Below are 15,846 nucleotides of genomic sequence, written 5' to 3'. Positions count from 1 at the left end.
AATGTTCATGGCTATACTGCTGTTTATAGTGGCCGGGCTGGCCGAGATCGGCGGAGGGTATCTGGTCTGGCTCTGGCTGCGGGAGTCCCGTCCGCTCTGGTACGGGATTACAGGCGCAGTCATCCTGATTGCCTATGGCATCATCCCTACTATCCAGAAGTTCCCGTCCTTCGGCAGAGTGTACGCGGCATACGGCGGCGTGTTCATTGTGCTGGCAGTCCTGTGGGGCTGGCTGGTCGATAAAAAAACACCGGATATGTACGACTGGATCGGCGCCGCCATCTGCGTAGTCGGAGTCTCAGTCATACTGTGGGCACCGAGAAGCTGATTATATTACTGTAAGCAGCTGCCTGTTGAGCACTTAACATACCAATCAAAGGTTGCAAAGTTAACCGGCATGCAGCTGAAATATTATGCAGCCCTGTAACGGACTGAGATGACCTTATTCCCCGCCAAAAGCCTAGTTGTACAACCTAACGGACCTCAGCGTCCTTATTTGGCTATATTGGGGTGAAAAACGCCTGCCAGGCAGCCAATAAGGGCGCTACGGTCCGTTAGCTGAGGCAAACTGAAATAACAGATAGAATAAGAGCGCTACGGTCCGTTAGAAGTCAGAACAGCAGAAGCCGCAATAGATAGCGGCCAGCTATCAGAACAGCAGAAGCCGCAATAGATAGCGGTCAGCTATCAGAATCAGCAGAAGCCGCAATAGATAGCGGCCAGCTATCAGAATCAGCAGAAGCCGCAATAGATAGCGGCCAGCTATCAGAACAGCAGAAGCCGCAATAGATAGCGGCCAGCTATCAGAATCAGAAGAAGCCGCAATAGATAGCGGCCAGCTATCAGAATCAGCAGAAGCCGCAGCAGTTAGCGGCCAGCTATCAGAATCAGCAGAAGCCGCAATAGATAGCGGCCAGCTATCAGAATCAGCAGAAGCCGCAGCAGTTAGCGGCCAGCTAGCAGAATCAGCAGAAGCCGCAGCAGTTAGCGGCCAGCTATCAGAATCAGAAGAAGCCGCAATAGATAGCGGCCAGCTATCAGAATCAGAAGAAGCCGCAATAGTTAGCGGTCAGCTATCAGAATCAGCAGAAGCCGCAGCAGTTAGCGGCCAGCTATCAGAATCAGCAGAAGCCGCAGCAGTTAGCGGTCAGCCCTCTCATGCAGCTGGCGGCACAAATGCACTAGCTAGGCAGAGGCTGCAGGCAGTGCTTACAAAAAAAGCAGCACCGGGGTATTTTGGAACTGTAGTACAGCCGTTCCTCTATCGACTATCGCAACTAAAAAGGACCCTCTGGAAGCTTGCCGTCAAGCGGCGCTTTCAGAGGGTCCTTTATAATTAAATCTTAAACTGGGCGACAGCCCGCTGGAGCTTGACAGCCTGCTCGTGCAGATGCTCTACAGTCAGCGAATTGCTCTCCAGCTCCTGATGCTGCCGTGAGGAGTCTTCGGCAAGCGAATCAGCAATGGTCTGTGACACGGCCGTAATCTGTGCCGCTTCTTCAACAGAGGCACTGACTTCCTCGGTGCCGGCGGAGATTTCCTGGGTTGCGGCGGAGACGGACTGGATGCTGTGGTTGATGCTCTGAATCAGAATGAGCAGGTGATTGAAGGCATCTCCGGCAGCAACAACTTTGCCGACCCCGGAGGATACCTCTGCGTTTACGTGGTTCATTTCCTCTACCGAACGGTTCATATCCTCCTGCAGGCTGAGCAGGAACTCACGGATCTGCTCATTGGATTGCTTCGACTGCTCGGACAGCTTGCGGACCTCTCCGGCGACAACGGCGAAGCCCCGCCCATGCTCACCTGCACGGGCCGCTTCAATCGAAGCGTTAAGTGACAGCATTTGAATCTGCTTCGTAATCTCGGTAATGCCCTGAACCACTTCGCCGATCATCTGGGAACGTTCGTTCATGATACGGAACTGCTCAAGCGAATGCACGGAGACCTGCTCTACCTGGCGCATTTGCTCAACGGCACTCCGTGCGGTTTCATTCCCGCCGGTTGCTTCCTGCGAAGCCTCACTGATCTGCTCGGTTACTTCGCCGGCAGCGGCAGCGATATGCTGGATGCCGACATTGATTTCTTCCATCGCTTTGGAATTCTCTAAGGCGCTGGCCGCAATGGTTGCGCTGCCCTTGCTGATCTCAGTCACCGACTCGGCGGAACGTTCAGCCATTGTGTTCAGTACCTCTACACGCTTCTTCAGATCATTGGCATCAGCTACAACGGTATTGGAGGTTTCCAGTACCTGGCCGATCATATCCTTTAGCTTGTACCCCATGCTGCGGAAGCTTTCCGACAGCTGGCTGACCTCATCGTTCCCTTTGATAGTCAGCTCCTGGGTGAAATCGCCTTCTGCCAGCTTATTGCTGTATGCCGTGAGCTGGGTGAGCGGACGGGTAATCCGGCGGCTCATGAAGTAGGCGGCTGAGAGTCCGACAATCAGCGAAGCCAGCGTAATGGCAACACTGGTCCAGATGATGCTGTCTATTTTATCCTGAACAAAACCTACATCATAGCTTACGCCAATCAGCATCGTGCCGCCGGGAACTCCGACATACGCGGTTCTATGTATACCATGACTGTCACTGTATGTATCACTGACCCCTGATTTTCCTTTCGAGGCCTGTTCCATTACGGGGGTTACGGCAAGATTATCGCCGGCTTTCAGCTTGGAATCCTGATCGGCGGTCAGTACAGTAGCTTTGCCTTCGGCAAGGTTGATCAGGAAGATAGTTTCCACGTCATGCTGTGTTTTTTTTTCCCGAAAATAGAATTTCAGATTGGTTGCGGCCTGTTCACTCTTGTTAAGCGTCTGCTGGGCGTGTGTGGCGTTCATTCCCTTGTATGAATCCTGGGCGGCTGCAGTCAGAAGCTTGTTAATCTGCGGCATTACATAGCTGTCGATGGTACTCATGGAGATAAAGTAGAAGCTGATACTGAGCACAAGCGACGTTAGCAACAATACCGCAAACAAAAGAAGCGTGAACTTGCGGCTGATCGAGTTTTTAAAGCGTACCATTTCATTCTCTCCTTCGTGGTTAAGATGCATAGCATATCCCGCTGTAATGCCTCACAATGAAAGCAGGCACAATATATTCCGTCGGTAGGGTCATATATGAGGATATCGGTTTCAGAAATGCAATTGATAACTATTTTATAGAATTAACCCCCGGTTGAATAGTGAAAAATACAACAATAACGCAGAATTTTCTGAAAAATTTGATAAATTTCGAATATATACGTCGATTTTTTGAAAATATACAGAGAAATTGTTGAATTTGCTGGAAACAAAATTTCATGGCTTGTAAGCTTTTATTGTGGTAAAGTAGTAATGTTTTGTTCCGGCATAATATCATAACCGCGGTTCGTAACCATCCCGCGTAACCAAAACTAGGAGGATTTACAGATACATGTTTAATTTGCTGTGGGGAATATTGTTTGTTATTGTCAATTTTGCCTTTTTTCTGATCTGCTACCGGCTGTTCGGCAAAAAGGGCCTGTATGCCTGGGTTGGAGTAGCGACTGTTATTGCCAACATTCAAGTAGCCAAAACAATTGAGATGCCGCTGGGCATTGTCATGACGCTCGGCAATACGATGTATGTCACGCTGTATATGACCAGCGACCTGCTGAATGAGAAATACGGCAGAGCTGAAGCGCGTAACGCAGTCTGGTTCGGCTTCTTCACGCTGCTGATGACGACGGCGATTATGCAGATGGTGCTTGTCTTTGAGCCGCAGGAGACGGATATCGCCCAATCCTCGCTGGAGACGATCTTTGGCATGATGCCGCGCCTCGCGCTGGGCAGTCTGACGGCTTATTTTATCAGCCAGTTCCTGGATGTACGCCTCTATTCCTGGATCAGAAAGTACTACGGCAGCTCGCGCCAGCTATGGATCCGCTCGAACGGCAGCACAATGGTCAGCTCGTTTGTGGATACGCTGATTTTCTGCACCATTGCTTTTGCCGGGCTCTATGATCTGAAGGTGTGGACGGAGATCCTGCTGACAACCTATCTGTCCAAATTCCTGCTGACCGGCGCAGGCACGCCTATCCTGTATATTGCCCGTTCCTTCAGCTTTGCTGAAGAGACCGGAAGCCGCAAGGATACCGGAGCCAGGCTTGATGCATAAAATAATGAATTCACCGCATATATAAAAAGCAGCAGGCCCCCGGAAAAGGGCGTGCTGCTTTTTTTGTCTGGCTGAGGTGCAGCAGGACTGCCGCTGCCTACAGATGAAGAACCGTAAGCTCCTTGGGGAAGCTGGTCAAGGTGACAGGACCTTCGGCGGTAATAAACACATCGTCCTCAATGCGCACACCGCCCAGACCTGGTACGTAGATGCCCGGCTCAACCGTGAACACATTGCCGTTCTCGATGATGTCGGTATTGAGGCCGTGCAGCGAAGGATATTCATGGGTATCCATGCCCAGACCGTGTCCGACACGGTGCATGAAATATTCGCCGTAGCCTGCAGCTTCGATCACATCACGTGCAGCTTTGTCCACAGAACCGAAGGTGGCCCCGGCTCTGGAAGCAGCAATCCCGGCCATATTGGCGGCCAGAACGGTATTGTAGATCTCAACCAGCTTGCCGTCAATCTCGCCAACGGCAAAGGTACGCGTAATATCGGAGGCGTATCCGGCCGCATATACGCCCATGTCGAACATCAGCAGATCGCCCGGCTGGATAATACGGTCACCGGGCACCCCGTGCGGCAGCGCCGTATTGGGTCCGGAGAGCACCATCGTATCAAAGGAGGGGCCGGAAGCGCCGACCTTCTTCATCAGATATTCAAGCTCAGCAACCAGCTCGATCTCTGTTACTCCGTTCTTGATGTGGCTCAGCCCGCGGCGGAGCACCTCTTCTACCAGCTCGGCGGCATGCTTCATCCGGCTGATTTCCTCCGGGGTCTTTCTGGCCCGCATGGCCCGCAGCAGAGGGCCGATATCGCTGAAGCTTCCGGCCGGAACGGCTGCCGACAGCAGCTCATAGCGGCTGACGGAGAAATGCTCTTTTTCAATGCCGAACGTTCCCGGTGCCGTACCGCCAAAACGCGACTTAAGCAGCTCATACGGATTATCCGTATCGCTGTGTGTCAGAATCGTCTGGACCGAGGAAGCTGCATGTGCAGCCTCACTGTCAAGCGCCGGAACAATCAGTACCGGCTCCTCGCCGCGGATCAGCAGCAGACCGAGAAACCGTTCATGCGGGTTCGAGGCGAAGCCGGTCAAGTAGTAGACATGCTTGGGATCGGTGACGAGCAGTGCATCCAGCCCGTTTCCCGCCATTCCCTGCTCCAGACTTTTCAGAGCATCGTTCATTTAAGATTTTCCCCTTTCGTATTCTCCTTCTAAACAGCAATTCTCTAATTATAGCAGAGATTCGGTCAATGTCCCGATAAGCGCCTGCGGACTGCCTTCATACACACCGCCGTGATAGCAGAGGATGGTACGGACCGGCAGATCCTTCAGCTTCAGCAGGCTGCGCAGCGCCAGCGGCATATCGGGTGTGGCTGCATCCCATGGTCCGGCCAGCTCCCCGCCCAGAACACGCAGCTCATCGGCAGCTAGCAGCAGCTCCTGCTCCCGCAGGTAGAGGCAGATATGTCCCGGTGTATGCCCGGGAGTATGGATAATCTCAAGACCGCCGCCCCAGGGCAGACGTTCAGCATCTTGAAGCTCTTCGATTTCCGGCAGCTGCTTCAGCTGCTCCAGAAAGCGCTCGAACGCCTCCCGGCGTTCAGGCGGCAGCTGGGCAATCCGTTCCGGGGTCATTTTGAGCATCGGCCGGCTGCCGCTGATAACCGGCAGATCGCCCGGATGGGCGAACAGGCGGACGCCGGGGAATTCCCGGGCAAGTGCGGGAAGATTCCCGATATGGTCTGTATCCTGATGGGTAAGAATAATCCGCTTCAGGCTGGAAGGGGCTTCGCCAGCTTCCTCTATCGCCTGAATCAGGGCCTCATACTGGTCGAACATGCCGGTGTCAATCAGGGTCAGTCCGTCTTTGTCTTTAAGCAGTACAGGATGCACCTGGGATTCTCCCAGCGGGATAGTAAGCACAATAACATTCGGTCTGATCTGCATGGATAGCTCCGGGACTTCTCCCGGACTCACCTCCTGAAAGTTTTGGGGCTATTCTTTTCTTAAACCCCTGATATAATGTAACATTATCTTAGATCAACTGCCTGGAAAAGGCCAGGCCGGGACTGAAGCTGGCAGGGTCCTGCGCAGGAGAGGGGAATGAGCGGCTATGCATGGCAAAATTGTGCTCGTCACCGGCGGCAACTCCGGTATGGGACTGGCTACAACGATTGAAATGGCCCGCCGGGGCGCGAAGGTGGTTATGGCCTGCCGCAGCAGGACGCGCGGCGAAGCAGCTCTGGCTGAAGCCCGGCGCCGGAGCGGGTCGGAGGACATTACGCTGATGCTGTGTGATCTGGCTTCCTTCCAGAGTATCCGCAGCTTTGCGGTAGAGTTTCTGGCGGCCTATCCGGTGCTGGATGTACTGATCAACAACGCCGGAGTTGTCACTGTTAAGCGCGAGCTGACGGCAGACGGCTACGAGATGGATTTTGGCGTCAATCACCTGGGGCATTTCCTGCTGACCAATCTGCTGCTCGGAGCGCTGAAGAATGCCGAGCAGGGGAGGGTTGTTGTGGTCGCCTCCGGTGCCTACAAGCTCGGCAAGCTTTATCTGGAGGACCATACGCTGTCGCGCGGCTTCAACCCGGCCAAGGCCTATGCCCGTTCCAAGCTGGCCAACATCCTGTTCACGCATGAGCTGGCTGCCCGTCTGCAGGGCACAGGGGTTACGGTCAATGCAGTTCATCCCGGGGCTGTCGGAACAAGCATCGGAGTGAACCGGGAAACCGGCTTCGGCCGTTCGGTGCTGAAGCTGCTGTCGTACTTTTTCCTGACCCCTGAGCAGGGTGCGGATACAGCCGTTTATCTGGCAACGGCACCGGAGGTCAGCGGCGTGAGCGGACAGTACTACTACCGCCGCCAAATCCAGGAGCTGTCGCCGAGAGCCGCAGATGACAAGGAAGCGGCACGCCTGTGGCAATGGAGCTCAGAGCATACCGGATTGGAGTAGTAGACGACCCAAGGGTAGTATAATAAGAGATGTACAGATTATTAAATGCAGCCAAATCATTAGTAAGTGATATAGATAATAACTAGGGGGAAAAGTAGGATGGCCTTGAACAACTACAGCTTAGAAGATGCATCACTTGAGGATTTGGGGGCGATCGTGGAGATTTATAACTCTACCGTAGCAGGGCGGATGGTGACTGCAGATCTGGAGCCTGTAAGTGTAGAGGACCGTCTCAAATGGTTCCATGAGCATAACAGCCATCACCGCCCGCTGTGGGTGCTGAAGCAGGGAGATGAGATTGCTGCCTGGTTCAGTTTCCAGTCCTTTTACGGGCGTCCGGCGTATAACGGAACCGCTGAGATCAGCGTGTACGTGAATGAAAACTTCCGCGGAAAAGGGGCCGGCAGCATTTTGCTGGCCAAGGCACTGGAGGAGTGCCCGCGCCTGGGCCTTCATAATCTGGTGGGCTTTGTATTCGGCCACAATGAGCCGAGCCTTGCTCTGCTGCGCAAGTTCGGGTTCAAGGAATGGGGACTGCTTCCCGGTGTTGCCGTAATGGACGGCATCCCGCGCGATCTGGTTATCATCGGACGCAAGCTGTAGCCGCCTAAGCTGTGCAGGAGCAGCCTGCTTCCCGGAGGAAGGCTGCTTCTACTGCGGCGGGCATTCAGCGGAGTCGATCCAGGCGTCCGACCACTTTTCCAGATCACGCATGACAGATTCCAGAGCCCGGCCTTTATCGGTCAGGGAATACTGAATCCTTACGGGTGTTTCGGGAAAGACCTCGCGCAGCACGATGCCCTCCTGCTCAAGCTCTTTAAGCCTCTCTGACAAGAGCCGCCCGCTGACTGGCAGCGCGGCTTCGATCGTACTGAAACGCTGCGGTCCCTGGAGAAGCTGATAGATGATCAAGCCGGTCCAGCGTCTGCCGATAATATCCATGCTTTTTTGCAGCTTTGGACACAGGTCTACGGATTTCATAAGGCTCACCTCTTACCTTACATTATAAACGGAAAGACTACCTGCTAAAACAAACTTGAAGTAAATACAGAAGCTGAAAGGACGATTACAATGGCTAAAAAGAAGCAGAATACCGGCGCACCGCGCGCCGCTGCAGCGGATGCCCCGGCTACTCTGAAGGACTTGCTGAGCAGTGATGTGCTGAGCAAGCTGAAGGCACAGTCGGATGCACTGAAGGCTGAAGAACAGGATAAAAAGGAAGCAGCACGCAAAGCGGCAGAGGATCAGCGCAAGGCCGAACAGAAGCGTCTGGAGAATGATTTTGCCCATCTGCTGGAGAACAGCAATCAGGACTGGCACAAATTCAAATAATTTTTTACCGGACCGCCGGGTTGACAATTTACACCAGAGCCGATTATATTGAGGGTACCAAGAACAGAAGGGAGGCCGAAGGGTCATGATTGGAACAAATGTACAGACACTGCCGCTAAGCCATATCACAACCGCATATGAACCATCTGATCCCAGCGCCTTCGTCCGGGAGACATGATGCGCAGTACTGCTCATCCTGTCTCAATCGAATAAGGGTGGCTTTGAGCCGGCGCAGCCCGGAGCCTCAAGCCGCCCTGCCTTACCCGGAGCCGTATGATCAGAACCTGATCTGCGGCTCTTTTTGTTGTATCTAAACCTGAGAGGAAATGACATTAATTTATGAATAACATTAATCAGCAAGCGGGCTATGAGCCCCGCTATAAACATGAGGTGGCCCTTCCCGGCGGCGACCTCAAGGTGTATGCCAGCGAGCAGCTGTTTGGCTCCCTGGATTATAAAGTGCTTGAAATGGCCAATAACAACCTGCAGATTCCCGGTATTGAATATATGAGCTATACACCCGATGTGCATGTTGGTGTCGGAACCTGCATTGGGACTACCGCTGTATGGGACGCTGCCTCGGGCTATGTATCGCCGTCCATCGTGGGCAGCGACATCGGCTGCGGCATGCGGGTGCATCTGACCAATCTGCACAAGGACGATCTGCGCGAGGTGAAGCTGCGCCGCAAGCTGGTGCGTGCGATTGAGAGATACCTGCCGATGGAGCAGCAGCAGCGCGGCCATTATGGCGATATCCGGCTGGAGAACATTGTCCGCAAAGGCCTGCAGGGCCTGCCGAACAAGTATATCCCCGACAGCTACACACCGAAGAAATCGAGTGCGCTGTCCCATGTGGAGATCAAGCGGCTCAGCTTTGACGAGGAGATTCTGAACGAGCTGCCGGATATGGCCTGGCACCGCGGCCACCGCCAGCTCGGTACACTCGGCGGCGGGAATCACTTCGTAGAAATTCAGGCGATTGAAATCGCAGAGGAGCAGCGGGCTGTAGCCGAAGCCTGGGGCCTGAAGGACGGGCAGATTGCCGTGATGATCCACTCCGGCTCCCGGGCCTGGGGAGGGATGGTGAACCAGTTCTGTACGCCAGCCTTTGCCAAGGTCATGGGTCAGTTGGGACTCGGGAGCGCCGATCCGAGGCTGATTTATGCCCCGCTTGCCCACCCGCAGGCTCAGCGGTACGTCAATCTGATGTACTCAGCGCTGAATTATGCGGTGGTAAACCGCCACCTGATTGCTTACGGTGTGCGAGAGGGCTTCCGTGACGTATTCGGTACCAAATGTGAGCTGCGGACGCTGTATGACCTGATGCACAACTACGCCTGGGAGGAAAAGACCTCCTCCGGTACCAAATTCGTGCACCGCAAAGGGGCTACCCGTGCCCTTCCCGCCGGCCATCCGGATAACCCGGATGTCTATGCTGCTACCGGCCATCCGGCGCTGATTCCCGGCTCCATGGGAACTGCATCGTATATTATGGTTGGGCAGAGCGGCGGAGAAGAAAATTACTACTCCATCTGCCACGGGGCCGGCCGCATCCGTTCCCGCTCAGCTACAAAACGGCTGGTATCGGTCCAGGAATTTTCCCGATCGCTTAACGTCGGCAAGGATGATGAAATTGTGGTAAACCAGCATTCCCTGGAATCTATCATTGACGAATCCCCTCAAGCCTATAAGAATGTAGATGAGATCATAGAAAGCGTTACGGGCGCCGGCCTGGCTGCTGTGGTAGCCAAATGCAAGCCGCTCGCAGCGATAAAGGGGACGAAATAGGATGAAGCAGGAGTATGAGAAGCAGGCTGTAGTTTTTCCGTATGATGCAGGTGCCGGCGGTCTGATCAAGGGCTATGACGTCTATGCCCGGCTCGTTGACGGAATTCTAGAAGCTCTGTACACACGCTATGATGTCCGCTATGAGCTGTACGCCAGCGATGATCCGAACAGTGAATACTGGAAGCTGCTGCAGGATGATGTCCAGTCAGGCAACCCGGAGGTTGAGCATGTTGCGCGTATTTTTGACCGGCTGGAGGACCGAACCTTTGTTTACGACGATGACAAGGAACAGCCGGAGTACAATATCCATTTGTCGATCCGCAATAATGTACTGGCCTACCCTTCTATGGGGGTAGCGCTTGCCAGAGTACCTGTATTCCAGGAAAACGGCATTAATTTTCAGGATTTTGTATTTGCCGCATCAGATAGCCAGCTGCAGGCCTTTCTCGGCAATGTACGCAGACGGCAGCGGGAGCAGAATATCAACAAGGTGACGGTGTTTACCGACCGCCGTAACGGGGTCTGCCGTGAGGATGAGCCGATTACCCGGGCTGCCTCCCGTGAGGAGGTCGTGCTGGATGCCGCCGTCAAAAAAGAAATTTACCGTTCACTGGACCAGTTTTTTGATGCGGACCGCAGCTTTTATGTTAATTATGATATCCCGTACAAAAGAGGCATTCTGCTCTACGGTCATCCCGGCAACGGCAAGACCACACTTGTAAAATCCATTGCCGGCAGCGTGCCCGGGCCTGTGGTGTACTGGCAGATTACTGAATACACCAGCAGCGAATCGGTGAATGAGGTGTTCGAGGCCGCGGCCCGGCTGGCACCGATGGTGCTGGTCATCGAGGACATTGATTCGATGCCGCAGGAGGTCCGTTCGTTCTTCCTGAATACGCTGGACGGAGCCACCTCCAAGGAAGGGATTTTTCTGATCGGAACGACCAACTATCCGGACAAAATCGATCCCGGCCTCATGAACCGCGCCGGACGCTTCGACCGGGCCTATGAGATCAAAATGCCGAATGAGGCGCTGCGGCTGGAGTTTCTGCGGCTGCGCGGCTTCTCAACTTTTGCCGGTGAGGAAGGGGTCAGCCTGGCAGCCCGCCTGACCGGGGATTTCTCGCTCACCCAGCTTGGCGAGCTGTATGTCAGCGCCGCACTGGAGTGGCATGAGAACGGCACGGCCGATGTCGAGCAGCTTGTGCGCGGTATGCGCGGCGAGCTGGATAAAGGCCGCAAGCGGGAGTGGCTGCGGGATGCCTCGTCCACGATCGGATTTTATTAATAGCTAGCCTTATACGAGCCATGCTGTCCGCTTAACGAAGCGGTTGGCATGGCTGTTTTGCTGTTATACGATCCTTCGCATAGGTACGGTATAAATGATGGAATAAGCAATTTGGGAAAAAACTGTAACTTTCGTGCAGCTGAAACGTGGTTAGTGTGAGGGGGGAGGGAATGAAGCCGGATTCGCTGGATCATCACTATCAGAGTTATGTTCACGATATACACCGTTATTTGTACACCCTCTGCCGCAATCATCACCTTGCCGAGGATTTGACACAGGAGACGTTTTACCGTGCCTATTTGTATCTGGAGGATTGCCGGGAGGAGCGGATCAAGCCCTGGCTGTTCCGGGTGGCCTACAATGCTTTTATTGATCACACGCGCAAAGCGCGCCGCAGCATTCCGACAGAGGAAGGCTACTTCAATACGCTGCCTCACCCCGAAACAACGGAAGAGTTGTTCATGCGGAGGCAGAGAATGGAGGCGCTGGCTGTCTCTGTAGGCAGGCTGCCGGAGGCGCAGCGCCATGCGCTGCTGCTGCATGATTTTAACGGGATCGCTTATAAGGATGCGGCGGCCATCATGGAAGTCAGCCTGCCGCAATACAAAATACTGATTTTCCGGGCGAGGCAGAAGCTGCGGGAAGAGGAGCGGAGGAGAAGCGGATATGAGTGAGGAGTTTAAGGAAAGGCTGCGTAAATACAGCGAAGGCAGCCTGCCGGAGGCAGAACGGGCGGAGATGGAGCAGGAGCTGGAGAAGCTGGAGATCTATCAGGGCTATCTGGATGAGCTGATGGAGCGGGAGGATGATCAGTCTGCACAGAAGGCTGCCTGGAAATCCGGCTGGATGGCGGCTCAAGACGGGGCTAATCCGGCTAATAAAAGGCCGGCAACCAGTGAGAAGCGGATCATCCGCCGGGGCAAGTGGAAAGCCCGCATCTCTAATACCATGACCGTGCTGTCCGCCTTTCTGGCTTTTACGGTCATCAGTTCAATCATAACGGCTATTTATTACAGCACCGGAGAGCGGGGAGAAACGTACAGGGACGTTATCTCTTCAGCTATTGCGGTTTCGAGTCCCAATACAGTCGTGCATTTAAATTCCAATGCCAAAACTTTTTTCAGAATGAATTATTCAGGCAGACTGCTGAAGCAGGTCGGAAGCGATCAGGTTGATGTCGGCAGCTACTCTACCCAGATGCTGTTCGGGCTTGGGGGGGTAGGCACCTATAACTGGACCGATGAGCGTACTTCCCGCCAATTTTTCACTTATCCGCAGGATAATCAGTCCCAGGGTATTGTCGATAGTGAGCAGTGGGAGCGTCTTGATAAGCTGCCGGAGGGCACGGTGGCCGAAGCCTATCTTTCTCTCGACCAGCTGTACAGCACAGATGAGCTGCTGAAAAAGCTGGAGCCGCTGAATGTGCTGCCCGTCTGGTTCGCCGTGGATGATGGCCTCAGTACAGACGATGTTGTGGTAACCAGCCCGCTCGGCTTCCCTTATCAGCCGATCTGGCATGCTAAGGATATGACAGTACAGTCGGCTACCACGGAAAAGCGGGGCTGGTTCGGCAGTGTAACCTCCAGCTCCTCCAGTTCACCTTCCGTTGAAGCTTACGGCAGCAGCGGGCTCCGTGAGCAGAACTTTCTAGATACGCTGCGTCTGCTTGGAGATTATAAACTTCTGTCCGGGAATGCCGGATTTTTCTTCGACTTGGACAAATCGCTAAGTTATATTGAGAAGAATGGAGTCCAGCTATATGGTGTGGTTGTTACAGGACCGGTCAAGGAGCTGCTGGGGCTGCAGGAGAATGCCTGGATCAGCCATATCCGGATCGGTGAGGTGCGGCTGTGGAACTGGCGGGACTAAAGTGTGATTAATACTGTTGTAACAGGGGCAGACCATTCGCGGAAAGGCTGTCCCGTCCATAGATGATAGCGCTTTACTTGCTTCTGCCTGCTGCAAATCGTACAATTATCTGAAAATATGCATTCGCTGAAGTCATGATAGATGTACAAGATTATTATGCAGATTATGCAGATTAGGAGCTGAATCAGATGAAAATAGGAGTCGTATCGGATACCCATTTATCGCGGTCGGCCAAGGCACTGCCGCAGGCGCTTGTAGAGGAATTTCGCCACGTCGACCAGATTCTGCATCTGGGGGACTGGGTAGCTATGGAGATTTATGACCTGCTGGCCGAGCTCGCCCCGGTGGAGGGAATTGCCGGCAATAACGACGGCCCGGAGATTATCCGCCGGTTCGGTGAGCAGAAGATTGTTACCCTGGGCGGGGTGCGGATCGGACTGATCCATGGGCATGCCCCGTACTCCCGCAAAGGAACCGACGGCAACGCGCTGCTGGCCTTTGAAGGTGAGGAGGTGGACTGCATCCTGTTCGGCCATTCCCATCAGCCGCTGATGCGCAGGGAGAACGGTGTCCTGCTGTTCAATCCCGGTTCGCCTACCGACAAACGGCGCGAGAAGCAGTACTCTTTCGGGATACTGGATATTGAAGACGGCAAGATCAGCGCCCGGCATGTCTTCTACGATTCCAAGGAATAGCGGAAGGCCGGAGCTTTTGTCCAAATGATCTGTCATTCTCTCCATGGCAGTGCTGCAGCGGTTATTTTAGAATTCCATTATACACAATCGCAGTGGCGAAAAGAGGGAACCAGAATGGAAGCGTACCGTTTGGAACAGGCGAAGTGGCAGGATGCGGAGCTGATTGCCCCGCTGTTTAATGACTACAGGGTGTATTACGGGCAGCAGCCCGACCCCGCCGGAGCTTTGCAGTTTATACAGGACAGGCTGAAGGCAGAAGAATCTGTTATTTTTATAGCCGTAGCGGATAAGGCTGGCAGCAGGCGGGCCGGCGGTTTTGCACAGCTGTACCCGTCCTTTTCGTCGGTTACGATGCAGCGGCTGTGGGTGCTGAATGATCTGTACGTAGCGGAGCATTTGCGCGGGCAGGCTCTGGGTAAGCTGCTGCTGGCAGGTGTGCGCGAGTATGCTTTGAGTACGGGGAGCAAGGGGCTGACGCTGACCACGATGACGGATAATCTCCGTGCACAGCGCCTGTATGAGACTCAAGGGTACGTAAGGGATGAGGAATTTTACACTTATGATCTTATTTTTAAATGATTAGCTTCAAGTAAGGAGAATTGGCGTGGATAACAGCAGTAAATTAGCAGTGTTTTTTGATCTGGATGATACGCTGTACGACCATCTGGTGCCGTTCCGTGAAGCGGTGCGCGAGGTGCTGGCGCCGGGTGAGGGCAGTCTGGATTACGCGGAATTGTTTTATACGGTTAGGCATCACAGCGATCTGCTCTGGCCGAAGTACCTTAGCGGTGAGCTTGAGCTGGAGGAGACGCGGGTGCTGCGGCTGGAGCTGGCTTTTGCCGAATATGGCATAGCGCTTAGCAGGGAGCAGGCAGAGCGTGTACAGGCGGCCTATATCGGGCGGCAGTACACCATTGAAATGATTGACGGGGTGGAGGAGCAGATCCGGCGTTTCCTGGCTCTCGGGCATAAGGTAGGGGTTATCACCAACGGGCCGAAGGAGCATCAGACGAACAAGCTGCGGGGCCTGGGCATCGACAAGCTGATTCCGGCGGAGATGATCTTCATTTCGGATGCGGTCGGACTGGCGAAGCCGGACCCGGCGATTTTCAGGCATGTCAATGAGGCTACGGGAACCACCCCGGACAACTCGCTGTATGTCGGCGATACATGGGATAACGATGTGGTAGGTGCATTGTCGGCCGGATGGAAAGTGTGCTGGTACAACCCCCGCGGCAGACAGCCGCGTACGGAGCATGTGCCGAGCTATATTTTTGCGGATTACCAGGAGTTTGGCAAGCTTCCCTTGATCTGAGGGGCGGGCGGAATAGAAAGAGAATAGCAAGCGGCGGAGCCTGGGCTCTGGCGCTTTTTTTGTCATTCACAAATATTTGTAAAAAATTCATGCAACATGACAGAATGCATACTCCCAATAGAGTCATTAATTGTAAAATAGAGTAAAATGATAGCTTGAGGGAAGGTTCGTTTATATTATGAAAAAAAATAATGAACGCCAGTCATCACCTTTACAAAGAACAGGCAGAAAAAAATTAAAAAAGAAAAATATACGGAGAAAAAAGATATGGATCACAATCCTGGCGTTTCTCTTTATCTAAAAAAGCTGAGAATACTCCACCCTCGATAGGGTGGGGATGAATCTGCGGTTTTTGACTCCAAACCGAACGTATGTGCTATAATAGGAATAATATTACTAAAAATGAGGTGTCGCACATGCTGATTCATCGAGCCTATAAATACCGGATTTACCC

Annotated in this window: 16 protein-coding genes; 12 read left to right on the top strand and 4 right to left on the bottom strand. The window is 53.6% G+C overall.

Annotated elements, in window-relative coordinates; translation table 11 throughout:
• Position 1: 1 nt before the first annotated feature.
• Positions 2 to 328 (top strand): YnfA family protein, encoded by a 327-nt coding sequence (locus M2108_RS29925; protein WP_090719330.1) that lies wholly within the window; start codon positions 2 to 4, stop codon positions 326 to 328.
• Between the two features lie 1,008 nt (positions 329 to 1,336).
• On the opposite strand, the gene M2108_RS29920 is transcribed toward M2108_RS29925, so the two are convergent.
• Positions 1,337 to 3,025 carry a methyl-accepting chemotaxis protein gene (locus M2108_RS29920; protein ID WP_277473092.1) on the bottom strand — a complete coding sequence of 563 codons (1,689 nt, stop codon included), beginning with the start codon at positions 3,023 to 3,025 and terminating at the stop codon, positions 1,337 to 1,339.
• Between the two features lie 391 nt (positions 3,026 to 3,416).
• On the opposite strand from M2108_RS29920, the gene M2108_RS29915 reads away from it, so the two are divergent.
• Positions 3,417 to 4,139 (top strand): queuosine precursor transporter, encoded by a 723-nt coding sequence (locus M2108_RS29915; protein WP_277473093.1) that lies wholly within the window; start codon positions 3,417 to 3,419, stop codon positions 4,137 to 4,139.
• Positions 4,140 to 4,236: 97 nt separating this feature from the next.
• Here M2108_RS29915 and M2108_RS29910 read toward each other — a convergent pair whose 3' ends face one another.
• Both M2108_RS29910 and M2108_RS29905 read right to left on the bottom strand, forming a co-directional pair.
• Complete coding sequence (locus M2108_RS29910; protein ID WP_277473094.1) at positions 4,237 to 5,331, bottom strand: M24 family metallopeptidase; 1,095 nt, start codon at positions 5,329 to 5,331, stop codon at positions 4,237 to 4,239.
• A 48-nt stretch (positions 5,332 to 5,379) separates the two neighbouring features.
• Complete coding sequence (locus M2108_RS29905; RefSeq protein ID WP_277473095.1) at positions 5,380 to 6,096, bottom strand: MBL fold metallo-hydrolase; 717 nt, start codon at positions 6,094 to 6,096, stop codon at positions 5,380 to 5,382.
• Positions 6,097 to 6,262: 166 nt separating this feature from the next.
• Here M2108_RS29905 and M2108_RS29900 point away from each other — a divergent pair, with 166 nt between their 5' ends.
• Entirely contained in the window at positions 6,263 to 7,105 is an 843-nt protein-coding gene (locus M2108_RS29900; RefSeq protein WP_277473096.1) for an SDR family oxidoreductase, read from the top strand.
• Between the two features lie 99 nt (positions 7,106 to 7,204).
• Positions 7,205 to 7,708, top strand: coding sequence for a GNAT family N-acetyltransferase (locus M2108_RS29895; RefSeq protein WP_277473097.1), 504 nt, complete (start codon positions 7,205 to 7,207; stop codon positions 7,706 to 7,708).
• A 48-nt stretch (positions 7,709 to 7,756) separates the two neighbouring features.
• On the opposite strand, the gene M2108_RS29890 is transcribed toward M2108_RS29895, so the two are convergent.
• On the bottom strand, positions 7,757 to 8,086 hold the full coding sequence (locus tag M2108_RS29890; protein WP_277473098.1) for a winged helix-turn-helix transcriptional regulator: 330 nt from the start codon (positions 8,084 to 8,086) through the stop codon (positions 7,757 to 7,759).
• Positions 8,087 to 8,176: 90 nt separating this feature from the next.
• Here M2108_RS29890 and M2108_RS29885 point away from each other — a divergent pair, with 90 nt between their 5' ends.
• From M2108_RS29885 to M2108_RS29850, 8 genes are all read left to right on the top strand, one after another.
• Positions 8,177 to 8,437 (top strand): YqkE family protein, encoded by a 261-nt coding sequence (locus tag M2108_RS29885; protein WP_277473099.1) that lies wholly within the window; start codon positions 8,177 to 8,179, stop codon positions 8,435 to 8,437.
• 339 nt (positions 8,438 to 8,776) lie between these two features.
• Positions 8,777 to 10,225, top strand: coding sequence for an RtcB family protein (locus M2108_RS29880; protein ID WP_277473100.1), 1,449 nt, complete (start codon positions 8,777 to 8,779; stop codon positions 10,223 to 10,225).
• Between the two features lies 1 nt (position 10,226).
• Positions 10,227 to 11,513 (top strand): AAA family ATPase, encoded by a 1,287-nt coding sequence (locus M2108_RS29875; protein WP_277473101.1) that lies wholly within the window; start codon positions 10,227 to 10,229, stop codon positions 11,511 to 11,513.
• 170 nt (positions 11,514 to 11,683) lie between these two features.
• Positions 11,684 to 12,187: a sigma-70 family RNA polymerase sigma factor gene (locus M2108_RS29870; RefSeq protein ID WP_277473102.1), complete on the top strand. Its 504-nt coding sequence runs from the start codon at positions 11,684 to 11,686 to the stop codon at positions 12,185 to 12,187.
• A complete protein-coding gene (locus tag M2108_RS29865) occupies positions 12,180 to 13,382 on the top strand; it encodes an anti-sigma factor (RefSeq protein ID WP_277473103.1) in 1,203 nt (400 codons plus the stop codon). Before M2108_RS29870 ends, M2108_RS29865 begins: the two co-directional genes overlap by 8 nt.
• Positions 13,383 to 13,570: 188 nt before the next feature.
• Complete coding sequence (locus tag M2108_RS29860; protein WP_277473104.1) at positions 13,571 to 14,077, top strand: metallophosphoesterase family protein; 507 nt, start codon at positions 13,571 to 13,573, stop codon at positions 14,075 to 14,077.
• A 114-nt stretch (positions 14,078 to 14,191) separates the two neighbouring features.
• Positions 14,192 to 14,656 carry a GNAT family N-acetyltransferase gene (locus tag M2108_RS29855; RefSeq protein WP_277473105.1) on the top strand — a complete coding sequence of 155 codons (465 nt, stop codon included), beginning with the start codon at positions 14,192 to 14,194 and terminating at the stop codon, positions 14,654 to 14,656.
• A gap of 25 nt (positions 14,657 to 14,681) precedes the next feature.
• Positions 14,682 to 15,392, top strand: a complete 711-nt coding sequence (locus M2108_RS29850; RefSeq protein WP_277473106.1) for an HAD family hydrolase — start codon at positions 14,682 to 14,684, stop codon at positions 15,390 to 15,392.
• The last annotated feature ends 454 nt before the right edge of the window (positions 15,393 to 15,846 follow it).

The sequence above is a fragment of the Paenibacillus sp. PastM-3 genome, from assembly GCF_029893965.1.
GTDB lineage: Bacteria > Bacillota > Bacilli > Paenibacillales > Paenibacillaceae > Paenibacillus_AQ.
Note: the sequence above shows the minus strand (reverse complement) of the source record. Positions and strands in the feature narration are given on the sequence as shown.

Bases quoted from the DNA above. Each gene is read 5' to 3' on its own strand.
- M2108_RS29855 (WP_277473105.1), top strand. From the start codon at position 14,192: ATGGAAGCGTACCGTTTGGAACAGGCGAAGTGGCAGGATGCGGAGCTG.
- M2108_RS29880 (WP_277473100.1), top strand. From the start codon at position 8,777: ATGAATAACATTAATCAGCAAGCGGGCTATGAGCCCCGCTATAAACAT.
- M2108_RS29860 (WP_277473104.1), top strand. From the start codon at position 13,571: ATGAAAATAGGAGTCGTATCGGATACCCATTTATCGCGGTCGGCCAAG.
- M2108_RS29915 (WP_277473093.1), top strand. From the start codon at position 3,417: ATGTTTAATTTGCTGTGGGGAATATTGTTTGTTATTGTCAATTTTGCC.
- M2108_RS29925 (WP_090719330.1), top strand. From the start codon at position 2: ATGTTCATGGCTATACTGCTGTTTATAGTGGCCGGGCTGGCCGAGATC.
- M2108_RS29865 (WP_277473103.1), top strand. From the start codon at position 12,180: ATGAGTGAGGAGTTTAAGGAAAGGCTGCGTAAATACAGCGAAGGCAGC.
- M2108_RS29895 (WP_277473097.1), top strand. From the start codon at position 7,205: ATGGCCTTGAACAACTACAGCTTAGAAGATGCATCACTTGAGGATTTG.
- M2108_RS29900 (WP_277473096.1), top strand. From the start codon at position 6,263: ATGCATGGCAAAATTGTGCTCGTCACCGGCGGCAACTCCGGTATGGGA.
- M2108_RS29870 (WP_277473102.1), top strand. From the start codon at position 11,684: ATGAAGCCGGATTCGCTGGATCATCACTATCAGAGTTATGTTCACGAT.
- M2108_RS29910 (WP_277473094.1), bottom strand. From the start codon at position 5,331: ATGAACGATGCTCTGAAAAGTCTGGAGCAGGGAATGGCGGGAAACGGG.
- M2108_RS29920 (WP_277473092.1), bottom strand. From the start codon at position 3,025: ATGGTACGCTTTAAAAACTCGATCAGCCGCAAGTTCACGCTTCTTTTG.
- M2108_RS29905 (WP_277473095.1), bottom strand. From the start codon at position 6,096: ATGCAGATCAGACCGAATGTTATTGTGCTTACTATCCCGCTGGGAGAA.
- M2108_RS29885 (WP_277473099.1), top strand. From the start codon at position 8,177: ATGGCTAAAAAGAAGCAGAATACCGGCGCACCGCGCGCCGCTGCAGCG.
- M2108_RS29875 (WP_277473101.1), top strand. From the start codon at position 10,227: ATGAAGCAGGAGTATGAGAAGCAGGCTGTAGTTTTTCCGTATGATGCA.
- M2108_RS29890 (WP_277473098.1), bottom strand. From the start codon at position 8,086: ATGAAATCCGTAGACCTGTGTCCAAAGCTGCAAAAAAGCATGGATATT.